Below are 13914 nucleotides of genomic sequence, written 5' to 3'. Positions count from 1 at the left end.
CTTTTTTATTGCCAAACAATAGGGGTATGTATGACTAAAGGGGATGTATATGGACTTTCTTAGTCAAGTATTGGAAAGCATAAAGAACCATTCACACATCCTTTTTACAGGTGTGCTGGGTGCAACTTTTGGCTTTCTATTAAGTAAGGAGCCAACCCGGGATCGCTGGATAGGATTCTTTGCTGGCTTCATTTTATGTGTGGTCTTTGCTAAACCGGCAAGTTTATTTCTTGCTAGCGGTAATTACCCAGAACTATTTGGTTTCCTTCTGGGTGCTGCTGGTAAGAGTACAGCTGAAGCATTATTAAGTTTGGCTCGATCAAGACTTCTTGGTTTAGTCAAAAAGGAGAATGAAGATGCTGCTAATCATAAGTAAGACGGCATTGGTATTATTTCTGATTTCGTTTGGAGTCATGGTATTTCATCCAAAAATTCAACTGCCAAAGCACATTGATTTTCTTTTGATGCTTTCAATTATTTTTGGAGTGGCACTCTTTGTAAAAGACGACTACTCACCCAGTCCCGCCGGAACACTTTTTTACACCACAGTAAGCATTGTATTTGTACTCTTCACTCGACAGCTTTATATCTGGGGGAAAGAAGGTGCACGTCCTAAATTTTTTAATACGGATAAAGATAATGAATAAGAAATTAACTACTGCACAGATAGGAGCTCAAGCAAAAAATCTAGGCATAGAGATTGCGGCCCTACGAGCAGTAATTGAAGTTGAGTGTAAAGGCTCAGGTTTTAATTCTGATGGGACGCCAGTCATTTTGTTTGAGCGCCATGTATTTCGCCAGCGACTGATTGCTAATAAACGTGATTTAGACTTAGCGTTAGCTACGCGAGAACGTCCAGACCTATGTAATAAATCTGCAGGTGGATATGGTTTATATTCTGCGCAACATGGACGCTTAAATGCAGCAGCTCAATATCATCGTGATTCTGCACTGGAGTCTGCCTCATGGGGTATTGGTCAAGTCATGGGCTTCCACTGGAAAGCCTTGGGTTATCCAACTTTGCAGAACTTCATTAATGCCATGTATCGGGATGAAGCTTCACAACTGGATGCTATGTGCCGATTCATCAATGCAAATAACCTGCTAAATGCTCTAAAGAATAAAGATTGGAAAGCTTTTGCACGTGGCTACAATGGGGCTGCTTATGCTAAGAATTCTTATGACGTGAAGCTTGGTAATGCTTATAAAAAATGGAGCAAATAGTGCTAATACCACTCTGGAAATACAAACACTGGATCGCAATTGCGGTCTTTTTCTTTTTATGGCTGGGGCAAATCGCCTCTACCAACCACTTGAGCGGAAAACTGCGCAAGGCTGCAGAACAATGCACAGCAAAAATTCAACAAATAGAGCAAAAGCATCTCAAGGCCTTAACTGAAAAACAAAATCAAATTAACCAGGTGAGTGCAGATTATGAAGCAGTAAAATCAGAGCAGGGCGTGCAAGTCGAAACAGTTACACGTGAAGTGCAAAAGATCATTGATCGTCCTGTGTATCTCAACCATTGCTTTGATGATGATGGCGTGTCAGCAATCAACTCACTTATCACTGGTGATACCAGCAAGCCTCCTTGAGCCTTGTCCTGATTTGCAAAAGTTAGAATCAGGGCAGGGTAAGGTTGCTTTAGTCTGGTCTATTGATGTAGTGGCTAAATATAACGACTGCAAAGCGCGTCATGCTGCAATTGTGAAAACCATTAGATAAAACTGAATGATTCACCAGAAAGCAATATTCCAATAAAATAGATAAATGCCTTCATTTGAGGGCATTGTTTATCATTAAAATAAGTAATTAGTTGTTAATTAATCCTCAGGATCCCCTCCCAACTAAAATAGTTCTGAGTCAGATTTTGTCTGGCCATTGCCCATGCTCGACCATGCATTTTGCATGGACCAATTGCTATTTTCTTATCTCCAAATCTCACCTTAACCTGCTCAAGGGCAGATTGAAGTTTCTCATTTTTCTCTATTTGAGTACTATCAGATAGAAGGTCATATATGTATGTCGATTTTGGCTCGATTGCGGTCAATATCACACCACATTTCTTAAACTCGATTCCTTCTTGAAACAGCTCCTTCATTCGCTTCATTACAGCCCGGTTCATAACAGCAGCACAGTCAGTCGGCTCAGCAAATCCGATATTGATCGACTTGTTATAGAAAGGCCTGTTCTTATCAAAAGGATTGGATTGGGCAAAAGCAATCACACAACCACAAAGAGATTCATCTTCTCTTAACCGCTTAACAGCGTTCTGCAGGTAATCACTCATTGCCTCAGATAATGATTCAATATCGGTTACCCGTGCGCCAAATGAGCGTGATGAAATGATTTGCTTCTTGGTTGGCGCAGCCTGCTCAAGTTCGATACATGAAATCCCTTGCAGTTCCATGACAGTCCTCTGCACGACCACTGAAAACAGTTTTCCCATTTGATGTGGATTAGAAGTGGCTAAATCAAGAACAGTATTAATACCTAAGCCTTTTAGTTTTTTACTATGCTGACGACCAACTCCCCAGACTTCGGAAACATCAATCAAACTCGAAAAATAATCACGATGTTGAGGATCTATTGAAACCAGATCACAAACCCCATTGAAGCGTTTAGCCTTTTTGGCCATATGATTGGCAAGCTTTGCTTCGGTCTTTGATCGACCAATACCAACACAAACCGGTAATCCAATCCACTGCAAGACCCGCTGTCGCATGTCTTGTGCATATTCAACCAGGTCATAATTTTTAGAATAGGCAGTAAGCTTTAAAAAGCACTCATCAATCGAATAAACTTCCTGTTCACCTGGCGCCACGTAATCAGCCAGAATCGAATGGAAACGTTGAGACATTTCAGCATACAAAGCATAGTTACTCGAAAGTACCTGTACATTATGTTTTTCGACAATATCCCTAATCTGGAATAGGGGAACACCCATCTTAATACCAAGATCTTTTGCTTCTTGGGAACGCGCAACTGCACAGCCGTCGTTATTTGAAAGAACAATGACCGGCACATCTTTAAGTTTAGGATTAAATAGGCGCTCACAGCTTACATAGCAATTATTTACATCAATGAGCGCGTATATTTCATTGTTATAGCTCATCTGAATTTCTTGATTACATTTGTGACTACACCCCAGATTTCAAATTGCTGACCTTCTTGGGGATGAATATCTGGATAACCCTCATTCTCAGCTTTCAACCAGCAACCTTTCGCATCAATAATTAGCCGTTTCACTGTCAATTCATTATCGATACTGGCAATCACAATATCTCTATGCCTAGCCTGAATACTGCGATCTACAACCAAGGCGTCATTAATATCAATTCCTGCATTTAGCATAGAAAGAGAATCCGCACGAACAATAAAAGTAGCATTCGCATTATTAATGAGGTACTCATTCAGATCGATTTTTTTATCAATATAATCTTGAGCGGGCGAGGGGAATCCAGCTTGAACGCGTTCGGTTGCCAAGGGTATTTCTATTTTTGTGACAGGATCAAACTGACGGATATCACTAATTTCATTTTCTTTTTTAAGAGATTCTAGGTATTCTTTAATATCAAGAATTTTAGATTCAGGCACTCGAATAACTTTAGTCTCTTCAGACTTTTTTCGACCTGCCCCGGCTCGAAAACCCCCATGAGTACTGTTCATAACTTTACGACTCCTTGATTTTTGTAACAATAATCAAGATTGTAAAGACTCGATAAAAATCAAACAAATAAAATAAATCTTTTAAATTCAAAGATGCGTCATAGAGTGACGCAAAATTATGATATTTCGGATGAACGGTTACAGTACTAATTGACTTGGTAAAGACTCTTAGCCAGAGCTGCACAGCTCACTCAATTGCGACGAATGTGAATGTGGGGATATAAAGGCTCTTTAAAAAAAAGCAGTAGTTATCTGACAGCAATATCAACAGTATACTTACCAGCCATCTTAGGGGATTCTCCCACCACAACCAACTCTCTTAAAGCATTGTTATAAGAATACTCTTGAAAACGATCCACAAAATCCAAGTGAAATTCATCAGAAGATAGTTCATTTGTTTCTGTTATGCTGATTTTCCCACCATTATAGCCAGCCATGATTATCTTAACTTCAGTAAACTCAACAACATTTTTAATTCTACTTTTATAGGTAACCTTGGCATTGAATTTGTAATTCCCATAGCTGTCGCTTTTGAGGTTATTTCCTTTAAAAAATTCTGATAAAGCTAAAAGGTTTTCCACTTTAGATTTCCTTATGTCAGATTGGGTTTAGGTCGGGGATTATACCCATATATAGTTATGAAAAAAATGTAGACTGATTTGTAGACTGTTGAATTATATTTGTAGACTGCTAGTGGTTGTTAGTGCGAAGTGTCGCATATATACAATATATTTAAAAACAATGATCTACTGCTATTTACAGCCAATTAGATTAAACGCAAAACAATGTTCTCAGAATTGGCGCTTCTAATTTAAGCAATAAAAAAGCCCTAAAATTTTAGGGCTCTTTTATTGGGAGACAGGACAAAGATTTTATTAGCTATAAAGTAGATTGATGTCATAGTCAGCAGAAGCATTGATCTCTAAATTCAATCTCTATACATATATGACAATAGAGTTACGAGTAGAGAAAGAATTTAGGATGAGACTTCAGGGTGAAGAAAACTGATCATCGTATAATTCAGCTATCACATATAGAAAATCAATTAAAATATGCAATAACAGACTGAAAATCAATAAACCCATAATAAAAATAGGTGTATATTGAAAATACGATTTCACGCATAAGAGCATCTTCGCATGTCGACTAAATTTATCATCCGTTTTGCTGCGATTCTATTTTTTGTACTTATTTTGACTGCATTAGCCATTCAATTTTTCTTTAAATCGGATGTAACCGTAGTTCTATGGATTTTCGCTGTACCTTTCATTTTGGGCATTCCAATTTTGGCTTCTGTTGTATTGACCACCAATGATGAACTTGATATTCATAGCGTTAATTAGGCTTGAACCTTAAACTGGCGCATTTAAAGTGCATCTGATCTTTACTGATAGAGCAGCCGACATTTGCACTTTGTTCAATAAAATAGACCTTATTTTAAAGCAATGCAGGTCAGTTAAGCATGCATCAGAAAATGTAGTAAAAATGAGTGTATGTTTACGCTCATTTTTTATCAGCTTACTCCAGAATTTGGATTTCACTCTCAAATCATCATGATTTACATAAACTCTAAGAAATAAGGGAATATTCTTATCATTATTCATTCAAAATAGGTCTTCATCATAAAACTCAACATTTTAGAGAAAACAGAATGCCTAAAAATAATTATCTACCAGCTCTAGAACAAGTTTATGACTTTTTAAAGGAACGACCAGGTTTTAAGGATAAAAGTGAATTTGATAAAGCGGTAGAATATTTTAGAACTCTACATGAAAGTGATCCTTTGGATTTCAGAGTTCAAGCACCGAATACTGTCGCTGGAAAATTTGGTGCTAAAGAAACTATAAATTTAGGGTCTATGCCAGAATTCAGCAATAAGGAAAATTTCCTTAACTGGATAGATACGCAAATTAACCACTAGTTGAAAGACTTTAAGCAAACTCAGCATACGGCAGGTTTTCATTTATTATTCATACATTCATTAACATGTAGTACAGAAAACAATCGAAACTGAGTTGGAAAACTACAAATTTGAATGATAACTTTGTATTCAAATCTTCCCAGTAAAGAGGTGAGCAATGAAGTTGTTGACTTTGGTTGGTATGGGAGTAGCAGCGAGTTATTGTTATAAAACTATGAAAAATGGCAAGCTTGCTCTTTCAAAACCTGACTTTGATGAAAGTGTAAAACGATTTGTACTGCAAGAATTTGCAGCTTAGTTCTTCACGATATATTTTCCAAAAAGGCTCATCGGATGATGGGCTTTTTTATTTTCTAAAAATTTATAATTTTAATATTCAGATTAAAAGCAGTTTAATTATAGCCACCATGTTATAAACCTACCTCGTGATCTATTTTAAATAATTAAATGAGAGCTAATGGATGATGAAGATGGAAATGAATGGTGCGAGCTTATATATTCTGAAGCCTTGAGAATATATAAACCAACAAAATACAACACAGTCAACAAACTGAGATTCTTTGCGCTGATTTTAGAATTATTCGCAGAAATGCAGCATGAGGATGTAATAATTCAAGTAAAGGCCGTGAATGTAAAACTTAAATTGAGATCTAAAAATTACATTTTTTGGGTGTTTGAAATGCCTGATTTTCAGGATAAGACGTTATTTTTAACTTATATGTCTAGCAAATTAAGTCAGCTATAAGGTGTCGTTGAAGGTTAAAATCGTCAATCAATTTAACAAGCATAGTTTTTTTTATACTAATGGTCTATTTATATATTTTTATCAATAGCTTGCTTATTCTCTAGTCGTTACTCACTTTGACAACATACCTGAATCAGCGCAAAAGTGAAAAGGGGAAGACCTATCGAAAGATGGGCTTTTTTAATATGTATAGCTTATTGAACGAAAAGTAACTTAAAGCAAATGTAAGAAAACAGTTTATTAATACTCTCTATACTTTATTGATAAATTCACAGTGCTATAGTCATTTTGCGAAAAACAAGAAGACGCAAATAAGACGAAGAAAATGACTACAGCACTAGCCCGCTTATTTGAAAAAGTAAGTGGGCTTTTTAATTGAAAAATTAATGTAATATTATGCTAATGTATAAATTATAAGTTTATATATAATGCATGAATAGATTCTATCGCTGTAGTTTCTTTCCAATTTCAGCCTCCTTCCCTAAGGAGGCATTTTTTTGTCGATAGAAAAGTAATGTTCCAATGACTATTGTGTTTATTCAGTTACACAAATGATCATCGTTGACTCTTGAATGAATCTTTCAAATATTTGAGCATGATATTTTATTGGTTAAATAAGTGATGGATCGCCATGATAAATGAAGAAAAGCCTTTGAACTTTGACGACGATAGTGAGCCTCAAGATTTCGAAGATGAAGAATTTATCGATGATAAGAAAGAGGATGAAATGTACAATGCTATTACCAAAGATGGTTCTAGTGTTGATCCTGCGGATGATGGGACGCGTCATATTCGCCCTGAAGATGGTGATCCTATAGAAATTGAAGAGTAATAAAAAGCCCAATTCAATATTGGGCTTTTTATCGTCTGGTGGATGAGAATGAAAATACAATATTTCCCATTTAGAATTGAGCGGATTGATCAAAATCCCCATCTAGAAAATTTAAATAGTCATTGAAATGATTTTTTTCACTTAATAAAAAAGCCCCCATGAATGAGAGCTTTTATGTCAACTCAATCTAGCAGAATAGTCTAAGCTAATATTTGAAATGACATCCAATTAATCTTTAAAAGTATCATTTAACGCAGTTTGAACCGCTTCAACCCGTGCCTTGCAAGCTTTATAGGCGGTCATGGATTCTTCCACGATTTTCATCAAGTTATCAATATCCGGTTCTTGCTGAGATTCGAGCAATTCCGCATTCTTTTTCAAGATGTCATAGCCTTGTTGGAAGCTCAAAGTATCATGATTCATGAGGAAGTACCTGTATAAGTTGTGCTGAAAAAATGCCGTCATGTAATTCGACTTCAACCAGATCGCTGGACTGAATCTGTTGAATAGAGGCAACCACATGTTCTTGCTGGCGCACGATGGCATAACCCTTGGATAAAACATGTTTAGGATTTTGTAGTAGCGTTTCCCGCATCAGGGCATCAAGCTGCTGATTAATCAGCTGGGTATGCTGCTGGGCCAGACTGGTAGTATTGGCCTTGATCTGTTGCAGACGTTGCAGCGCATCCATAATCTGGTTGTTGGCCAGACTTTGAATCAGTTTCAAAAATTGATCATTCTGATTTTGATAAGCTTGAATCTGTTGCTGGGATAAACGCTGAATGCGCTGTAGATAATTCAGAATATCCTGGGTCAGTTCAAAGATATGATTGCGGATTCCGGCAATGGCTTTACTCGGAGTATCAAAGGAGCGATGCGCAATCTCATCCAGAATAGTACGGTCTTTTTCATGCCCGATGCCGACCCAGACCGGTACCGAACGTTTACAGAGCAGGGCAGCCAGATCATAATCATTCAAATAAGCCAGATCATTGACTGCGCCACCACCTCGTATAATCACAATCAGATCCGGTGCGTTATTATAAGTCTGTGCCCATTGTTTGAGCGCTTGTGCCAGACTGTACATAATACTTTGCGGGGCGGTATTTCCCTGAAAAGTCGCACTGTGATAGATAAACTCACACACCTGCGCACGCTGCAGTGCATCGGCATCTTTTTTAAAATCTCCCAGGCCTGCTGCATTTTCGGGAGCAATCACCAGAATCCGGTTCAGGTCAAAAGGGCTGGGCAAGTTTCTATTGCGCTGAATCAGTCCTTCAGTCGTCAACCGCTCAACAATCTGCTGATAACGCCGGGCAATATCTCCCAGAGTATAGCCTGAATCCATTTCAACGATATTTAAAGAAAAACCATACTGTGGATCGAAATTAGCTTTAACTTTAATCAGCACTTTCAAATCACGACTCAGCTCAATTCCGCTTTCACGTTCAAACTGCGTGACAATTTTCTGGGCACTGAATTTCCAGATGGTCGCTCGGCAACTGGCGATGACCTGATCACTGTCGGCTTCTTTTTCTGCCAGCTCCAGATAATAATGGCCGGCTTTAATACTTAGATTACGAATCTCGGCTTTAACCCATACCGGTGTATCGAAAGTGAGTTTGACCACTTCCTGAACTGTAGCAAGATATTCCTTGAGGGAGAGTTGAGGATCGTCTGTCATGCCAATAGAAAGTTTAAAATTCAATCAAATATTAAATCAATCCAGCACAGATCACAAATCTAAAAGTGAAGTCATATTTGAATGATGTAATGACAATGCAATGCTATTGAAATGCATAATCACTTGGTCTAGGCGATTCATTCGGCATTTTCGTATTTTGTAGAGGTTCTTATCTTCTGTTTGTCTTGTTCATTGAGAGAATTTATAGTGTTGAAGTCCTTGATTCACAAAGGTCTTATTTCTAATTTTTAATGAAAAAGCACGGTTAAAAATGTACACAGACTTGTGTCTGGCAAGGACAAGGAAATATGCTAAATTGGTGAAGAATTATTGAAGAAGAATAGGCTCTCATGAAAAAAACAATGCTGTTCGGTTTACTGGCTCTCGCTCTAAGCGCATGTACCACTACGCCGCAATCTGAGACGGATGCTCCTAAAACAGGTTCAGCGAATCCTGCAAGCGCTTATTGTGTCAATCAGGGTGGCAAGCTTGAGATTCGTACTGAAAGCAATGGTCAGGTCGGATATTGCCATTTAAAGAATGGTCAGGTGGTCGAGGAGTGGGAATTACTGCACATGAATCAACCTAAATGTATTGCTGATCAGGCAGCGGCATTGGTGGGTCAGTCCAATTTGACTGAAGCGCAAATCAAGCAGAAAACCAAGGCACAAATTGTACGTATGGTTGAACCGGGTCAAGCGGTGACGATGGATTATCGTGAAGAACGAGTGACTGTAACGGTGGATCCTACAAGCAAAAAGATTATCCAGGCTTCATGTGGTTAATTACACAAAATGAAAAAGCCCATTAGTGGGCTTTTTTAATTCCATACAACTCGCATTTTGAAATGACAAATCTTCCCCGATCTTTTATATTGCCCCTCGGAAGGAGAAATTCATGAAAAAGTTATTGGCTTTATCGTTTATGCTGGCGCTGGCCGGTTGTGCCGAGAAGAAACCCTTAACCCCTGAAGAGCAGTGGCAAGGTTATTGTCGAAGCGTCGGTAATGCGGCGCGTACCATTATGCTGGATCGTCAGAATGCGATTGAGAAAGAAAAAGCAATCGAGCATGCCAACAAGATCGACGACGAAACCACCAAAGGTTTTATCCTGAATATTATTGATGAAGTCTATGCGATTCCAGCCGAAGAGATTAAGGCAGATGTAAAAGCAGCCCGTGAAAAAGTCCGCGCTGAATTTACTGCAAAGTGTATTGCGACACCGCATGACGAATTACCAGATTACAAACCGTTCTAAGGAACGGTTTTTTTATATTTGGATAAAATTATCCAACCCATATTTCCCATTAAACGTATTTAAATATAAGCATCTTCAAAAGACTAAATAATAAAAATAGCCTAAGTAAAATGTACACTTTGTGACAATTTCTAAATCTAAAATATAGAAATACTTATCTTTATATTGAATAATGAATTTAACTCCAATTAACCGAGGAGTAGCACAATATGGAAGTCGTAAGATATTTGCATCATTCTGATCTGCTGCTGGAAGATGAAGAGGGTGTGGTCATTATTGGCGGCAGTCGCTATGTACTCAGCGTCGGTGACAAAGTCGTTTTAAAGAAGATACTAGAACAAGATAAAAAGCTTTATCAGGTTGATATTTCCTTTGCCAGCAATAATCACAGTAGCACCTATGAAGATGAATGCGTGGTGAAATTCCAAGGCTGCCGAGACTCATATCAGCAGTATTTAAACTCGACCACTGTACACTAAGGTGGAGTATCTTTTTAACGTCAAATCAGGCAACATCAGGGTTGCCTTTTTTATGCATTAAATTCAGTTAAAAGGGCCTATTCATGGGCTTGTTTCGTGTGGTGTAAGCTGGAACTGATTATGGAATAATCATTAAGAGCATCATTTAGTTATAAAATAACGAGCATCACGAAGAAACACTTGAGTTGCATTAACTTTTAACTGGAAATTTAGTAAAATTTCGGAGTCCATATTATTTATGAAGCTTGGAATAAGCAGGAATTCATAAGTAATTTTTTAAAAAAGAGGAATAACACTGTGCTAGAAGCTTACCGCCAACACGTTGAAGAACGTGCCGCACTCGGAGTCCCACCGAAGCCACTTGACGATGCCCAAACAGCTGCATTAGTTGAACTACTAAAAAACCCGCCAGCTGGTGAAGAAGCATACTTGGTAGATTTGCTTGAAAACCGTGTACCAGCAGGTGTTGACCAAGCTGCATATGTAAAAGCTGCGTTCTTAGCTGCATTGGCAAAAGGCGAAGCAACCTCTCCACTCGTTTCTAAAGAACGTGCTGTTTATTTACTAGGTACTATGCTTGGTGGTTACAACGTAGCGCCTTTAGTTGAACTTTTAGACAATGCTGAGCTTGCTGAACTTGCAGCTGAAGCATTGAAAAAAACGCTTCTTGTATTTGATGCATTCCATGACGTTGCTGATAAAGCAAAAGCTGGTAACGCAAATGCTCAAGCAGTTATGCAGTCTTGGGCTGACGCTGAATGGTTCACTAGCCGTAAAGACGTTCCTGAAGAAATCAAACTGACTGTTTTCAAAGTAACTGGCGAAACCAACACTGACGACTTGTCACCTGCACAAGACGCTTGGAGCCGTCCAGACATTCCATTGCACGCAAATGCAATGTTGAAAAACGTACGTGACGGGATCAATCCAGAGGTTCCTGGTGAAGTAGGTCCACTTAACCAAATCAAAGAATTGATCGCGAAAGGCAACCAGGTTGCTTACGTAGGTGACGTTGTTGGTACAGGTTCATCTCGTAAATCTGCAACTAACTCTGTACTTTGGTTCTTCGGTGATGACATTCCACACATCCCGAACAAGAAAGACGGTGGTTACTGCCTAGGTTCTAAAATCGCTCCAATTTTCTTCAACACGATGGAAGATGCTGGTGCGTTACCGATCGAGATCGATGTTGCTAACATGAACATGGGCGATGAAATCGTTCTTAAGATCGATCACGCTGCTGCTAAAGTAACTGCGTTCAAAGACGGCGCGCAAATCGCTGAAGCTGAACTTAAAACTCCAGTACTTCTTGACGAAGTTCGTGCTGGTGGTCGTATTAACCTGATCGTAGGTCGTGGTTTGACGACTAAGGCTCGTGAAGCTTTAGGTCTTCCAGTATCTACAATGTTCCGTACTCCGGTTCAGCCTGCTGCAACTGGTAAAGGTTTCACTCAAGCTCAGAAGATGGTTGGTCGCGCTTGTGGTCTTCCTGAAGGTCAAGGTGTACTTCCAGGTACTTACTGTGAACCTAAGATGACTACTGTGGGTTCGCAAGATACAACAGGTCCAATGACTCGTGACGAATTGAAAGACTTGGCTTGCCTAGGTTTCTCTGCTGACCTTGTTATGCAATCTTTCTGTCATACAGCTGCTTATCCAAAACCAGTTGACGTTCAAATGCAACACTCGCTTCCTGATTTCATCATGAACCGTGGTGGTGTGTCTTTACGTCCAGGTGACGGTATTATTCACTCTTGGTTAAACCGTATGCTTCTTCCGGATACCGTTGGTACTGGTGGTGACTCGCATACACGTTTCCCAATCGGTATTTCATTCCCGGCGGGTTCTGGTCTTGTAGCGTTCGCTGCAGCAACTGGTGTTATGCCACTAGATATGCCTGAATCTGTACTTGTGAAGTTCAAGGGTAAAATGCAGCCTGGTATCACTCTACGTGACCTTGTACATGCAATTCCTTACTACGCAATTAAGGAAGGTGACCTAACTGTAGAGAAGAAAGGTAAGAAAAACATCTTCTCTGGTCGTATCCTTGAGATTGACTTAACAGAAATGGAAACTGACCTGACTGTTGAGCAAGCATTCGAACTTTCTGATGCTTCTGCTGAACGTTCTGCTGCTGGTTGTTCTATCACGCTTTCTGAAGAGAAGGTTGCTGAATATCTTCGTTCAAACATCACCATGTTGAAGTGGATGATTTCTGAAGGTTATGGCGATGCGCGTACGATGGCTCGTCGTGTTGAGAACATGGAAAAATGGTTGGCTAACCCAAGCCTGATCAAAGCTGATGCTGATGCTGAATACACCAAAGTGTATGAAATCGATCTTGCAGACATCAAAGAACCTATTCTTTGCTGCCCGAACGATCCAGATGATGCAAAACTTCTTTCTGACGTTCAAGGCGCGAAAATTGACGAAGTATTCGTTGGTTCTTGTATGACGAACATCGGTCACTTCCGTGCAACTGGTAAATTGTTAGAAAAAGTTCCAGGTGGTGCGTTGTCAACTCGTTTGTGGATTGCTCCACCTACGCGTATGGACGAACATCAGTTGATGGAAGAAGGTTTCTATAACATTTATGGTAAAGCTGGCGCGCGTACTGAAATGCCAGGTTGTTCATTATGTATGGGTAACCAAGCACGTGTAGCTCCGAACACGACTTGTGTTTCTACATCTACTCGTAACTTCCCGAACCGTTTAGGTCAAGGCGCTAATGTTTACTTGGCTTCTGCTGAACTTGCTTCTGTTGCTGCTGTATTGGGTAAATTACCTTCTCCAGAAGAATACCAACAGTACGCAGCTCAAATTGACAGCATGTCAGCTGACATCTATCAATACTTAAGCTTCGACAAGATGAGCGAATATACTGACGCTGCTAAAGATGTTGATACTAAGAAAATTGCTGCTGCTCAATTAACTTAATTGATTAAGTAGTCGAAAAAAAAGGGCTGATTTATCAGCCCTTTTTTACGTGAGATTTTAAGAATGGTAAAAAAAAATCATAAAATGAAATTATTAAATAATCAAAAATCAAAAGTTGCTATGTCATCTAGGAGATTTTTATTCAATTTTGTAGGTAATGCAAATATATGGAGTGATGGATTTCACATTGATCAAATGAGTGGAGGAGGAAGTGGGATATTAGGGCGTGTCCTCATTTGGCTTTACACCAAATAAATATGCAAGCAATGTAAATCATAGACTGGTAATTTCGTGCAAGCTTATCAAATCGGGTTGCAATCGCTCGGAAATGCTTCAATCTCGCAAACACATTTTCAACTAAATGTCTTAATTTATATAGATATTTATCAA

19 protein-coding genes are annotated in these 13914 nt (G+C 39.0%); 13 read left to right on the top strand and 6 right to left on the bottom strand.

Features of this window, described 5'->3' with window-relative positions; genetic code table 11:
- The first annotated feature begins 49 nt into the window (after nucleotides 1–49).
- Genes NI469_RS00100 through NI469_RS00085 form a run of 4 tightly spaced genes read left to right on the top strand, consistent with a single transcriptional unit; the run spans nucleotide 50 to nucleotide 1595 of the window.
- Nucleotides 50–376 (top strand): hypothetical protein, encoded by a 327-nt coding sequence (locus NI469_RS00100; RefSeq protein ID WP_253174162.1) that lies wholly within the window; start codon nucleotides 50–52, stop codon nucleotides 374–376.
- A complete protein-coding gene (locus tag NI469_RS00095) occupies nucleotides 357–647 on the top strand; it encodes a hypothetical protein (RefSeq protein ID WP_253174161.1) in 291 nt (96 codons plus the stop codon). Before NI469_RS00100 ends, NI469_RS00095 begins: the two co-directional genes overlap by 20 nt.
- Entirely contained in the window at nucleotides 640–1224 is a 585-nt protein-coding gene (locus tag NI469_RS00090; RefSeq protein WP_253174160.1) for an N-acetylmuramidase family protein, read from the top strand. Before NI469_RS00095 ends, NI469_RS00090 begins: the two co-directional genes overlap by 8 nt.
- Nucleotides 1221–1595, top strand: a complete 375-nt coding sequence (locus NI469_RS00085; protein WP_253174255.1) for a hypothetical protein — start codon at nucleotides 1221–1223, stop codon at nucleotides 1593–1595. The genes NI469_RS00090 and NI469_RS00085 overlap by 4 nt, the downstream gene beginning before the upstream one ends.
- A gap of 224 nt (nucleotides 1596–1819) precedes the next feature.
- Here the strand turns inward: NI469_RS00085 and NI469_RS00075 are convergent, their stop codons facing one another.
- From NI469_RS00075 to NI469_RS00065, 3 genes are all read right to left on the bottom strand, one after another.
- Complete coding sequence (locus tag NI469_RS00075) at nucleotides 1820–3115, bottom strand: Y-family DNA polymerase (protein WP_253174158.1); 1296 nt, start codon at nucleotides 3113–3115, stop codon at nucleotides 1820–1822.
- Complete coding sequence (locus NI469_RS00070) at nucleotides 3112–3669, bottom strand: LexA family protein (protein WP_044112759.1); 558 nt, start codon at nucleotides 3667–3669, stop codon at nucleotides 3112–3114. Before NI469_RS00070 ends, NI469_RS00075 begins: the two co-directional genes overlap by 4 nt.
- Before the next feature lie 248 nt (nucleotides 3670–3917).
- Nucleotides 3918–4250: a hypothetical protein gene (locus NI469_RS00065; RefSeq protein ID WP_253174157.1), complete on the bottom strand. Its 333-nt coding sequence runs from the start codon at nucleotides 4248–4250 to the stop codon at nucleotides 3918–3920.
- Nucleotides 4251–4808: 558 nt separating this feature from the next.
- On the opposite strand from NI469_RS00065, the gene NI469_RS00060 reads away from it, so the two are divergent.
- The 5 genes from NI469_RS00060 (at nucleotide 4809) to NI469_RS00040 (ending at nucleotide 7167) form a co-directional block, all read left to right on the top strand.
- The gene (locus NI469_RS00060; protein ID WP_253174156.1) at nucleotides 4809–5012 is read left to right on the top strand and encodes a hypothetical protein; all 204 of its coding nucleotides are present in this window, start codon (nucleotides 4809–4811) and stop codon (nucleotides 5010–5012) included.
- Nucleotides 5013–5320: 308 nt separating this feature from the next.
- On the top strand, nucleotides 5321–5590 hold the full coding sequence (locus tag NI469_RS00055) for a hypothetical protein (RefSeq protein ID WP_005263238.1): 270 nt from the start codon (nucleotides 5321–5323) through the stop codon (nucleotides 5588–5590).
- A 157-nt stretch (nucleotides 5591–5747) separates the two neighbouring features.
- Nucleotides 5748–5888 carry a hypothetical protein gene (locus NI469_RS00050; protein ID WP_004645377.1) on the top strand — a complete coding sequence of 47 codons (141 nt, stop codon included), beginning with the start codon at nucleotides 5748–5750 and terminating at the stop codon, nucleotides 5886–5888.
- 159 nt (nucleotides 5889–6047) lie between these two features.
- On the top strand, nucleotides 6048–6335 hold the full coding sequence (locus tag NI469_RS00045; RefSeq protein WP_004278754.1) for a hypothetical protein: 288 nt from the start codon (nucleotides 6048–6050) through the stop codon (nucleotides 6333–6335).
- A gap of 631 nt (nucleotides 6336–6966) precedes the next feature.
- Nucleotides 6967–7167, top strand: coding sequence for a hypothetical protein (locus tag NI469_RS00040; RefSeq protein WP_005103446.1), 201 nt, complete (start codon nucleotides 6967–6969; stop codon nucleotides 7165–7167).
- Nucleotides 7168–7395: 228 nt separating this feature from the next.
- Here NI469_RS00040 and xseB read toward each other — a convergent pair whose 3' ends face one another.
- Nucleotides 7396–7590, bottom strand: a complete 195-nt coding sequence (xseB, locus tag NI469_RS00035) for an exodeoxyribonuclease VII small subunit (RefSeq protein WP_005103445.1) — start codon at nucleotides 7588–7590, stop codon at nucleotides 7396–7398.
- Complete coding sequence (xseA, locus tag NI469_RS00030; protein WP_253174155.1) at nucleotides 7580–8851, bottom strand: exodeoxyribonuclease VII large subunit; 1272 nt, start codon at nucleotides 8849–8851, stop codon at nucleotides 7580–7582. Before xseA ends, xseB begins: the two co-directional genes overlap by 11 nt.
- 350 nt (nucleotides 8852–9201) lie before the next feature.
- Between xseA and NI469_RS00025 the strand changes: the two genes are divergently transcribed.
- From NI469_RS00025 to NI469_RS00010, 4 genes are all read left to right on the top strand, one after another.
- On the top strand, nucleotides 9202–9636 hold the full coding sequence (locus NI469_RS00025) for an I78 family peptidase inhibitor (RefSeq protein WP_005106641.1): 435 nt from the start codon (nucleotides 9202–9204) through the stop codon (nucleotides 9634–9636).
- Between the two features lie 112 nt (nucleotides 9637–9748).
- Nucleotides 9749–10108: a hypothetical protein gene (locus tag NI469_RS00020; protein WP_004645374.1), complete on the top strand. Its 360-nt coding sequence runs from the start codon at nucleotides 9749–9751 to the stop codon at nucleotides 10106–10108.
- A 209-nt stretch (nucleotides 10109–10317) separates the two neighbouring features.
- Nucleotides 10318–10587, top strand: coding sequence for a hypothetical protein (locus tag NI469_RS00015; RefSeq protein WP_004645372.1), 270 nt, complete (start codon nucleotides 10318–10320; stop codon nucleotides 10585–10587).
- Between the two features lie 297 nt (nucleotides 10588–10884).
- Entirely contained in the window at nucleotides 10885–13524 is a 2640-nt protein-coding gene (locus NI469_RS00010; protein WP_005252103.1) for a bifunctional aconitate hydratase 2/2-methylisocitrate dehydratase, read from the top strand.
- A gap of 232 nt (nucleotides 13525–13756) precedes the next feature.
- Here the strand turns inward: NI469_RS00010 and NI469_RS00005 are convergent.
- A partial coding sequence (locus NI469_RS00005) for a transposase (RefSeq protein ID WP_253174254.1) occupies nucleotides 13757–13914 on the bottom strand: 158 nt, incomplete at its 5' end.

Origin of the sequence: Acinetobacter lwoffii, from assembly GCF_024129735.1 — a bacterium.
Lineage (GTDB): Bacteria > Pseudomonadota > Gammaproteobacteria > Pseudomonadales > Moraxellaceae > Acinetobacter > Acinetobacter lwoffii_H.
The sequence above is the reverse complement of the archived record's forward strand: the minus strand, read 5'-3'. Positions and strand labels throughout refer to the sequence as shown.

Excerpts from the sequence above, each read along its gene's own strand:
- NI469_RS00045 (WP_004278754.1), top strand. The coding sequence starts at position 6,048 with ATGGATGATGAAGATGGAAATGAATGGTGCGAGCTTATATATTCTGAA.
- NI469_RS00050 (WP_004645377.1), top strand. The coding sequence starts at position 5,748 with ATGAAGTTGTTGACTTTGGTTGGTATGGGAGTAGCAGCGAGTTATTGT.
- NI469_RS00075 (WP_253174158.1), bottom strand. The coding sequence starts at position 3,115 with ATGAGCTATAACAATGAAATATACGCGCTCATTGATGTAAATAATTGC.
- NI469_RS00025 (WP_005106641.1), top strand. The coding sequence starts at position 9,202 with ATGAAAAAAACAATGCTGTTCGGTTTACTGGCTCTCGCTCTAAGCGCA.
- xseB (WP_005103445.1), bottom strand. The coding sequence starts at position 7,590 with ATGAATCATGATACTTTGAGCTTCCAACAAGGCTATGACATCTTGAAA.
- NI469_RS00020 (WP_004645374.1), top strand. The coding sequence starts at position 9,749 with ATGAAAAAGTTATTGGCTTTATCGTTTATGCTGGCGCTGGCCGGTTGT.
- xseA (WP_253174155.1), bottom strand. The coding sequence starts at position 8,851 with ATGACAGACGATCCTCAACTCTCCCTCAAGGAATATCTTGCTACAGTT.
- NI469_RS00100 (WP_253174162.1), top strand. The coding sequence starts at position 50 with ATGGACTTTCTTAGTCAAGTATTGGAAAGCATAAAGAACCATTCACAC.
- NI469_RS00070 (WP_044112759.1), bottom strand. The coding sequence starts at position 3,669 with ATGAACAGTACTCATGGGGGTTTTCGAGCCGGGGCAGGTCGAAAAAAG.
- NI469_RS00060 (WP_253174156.1), top strand. The coding sequence starts at position 4,809 with ATGTCGACTAAATTTATCATCCGTTTTGCTGCGATTCTATTTTTTGTA.
- NI469_RS00090 (WP_253174160.1), top strand. The coding sequence starts at position 640 with ATGAATAAGAAATTAACTACTGCACAGATAGGAGCTCAAGCAAAAAAT.
- NI469_RS00055 (WP_005263238.1), top strand. The coding sequence starts at position 5,321 with ATGCCTAAAAATAATTATCTACCAGCTCTAGAACAAGTTTATGACTTT.
- NI469_RS00040 (WP_005103446.1), top strand. The coding sequence starts at position 6,967 with ATGATAAATGAAGAAAAGCCTTTGAACTTTGACGACGATAGTGAGCCT.
- NI469_RS00095 (WP_253174161.1), top strand. The coding sequence starts at position 357 with ATGCTGCTAATCATAAGTAAGACGGCATTGGTATTATTTCTGATTTCG.
- NI469_RS00015 (WP_004645372.1), top strand. The coding sequence starts at position 10,318 with ATGGAAGTCGTAAGATATTTGCATCATTCTGATCTGCTGCTGGAAGAT.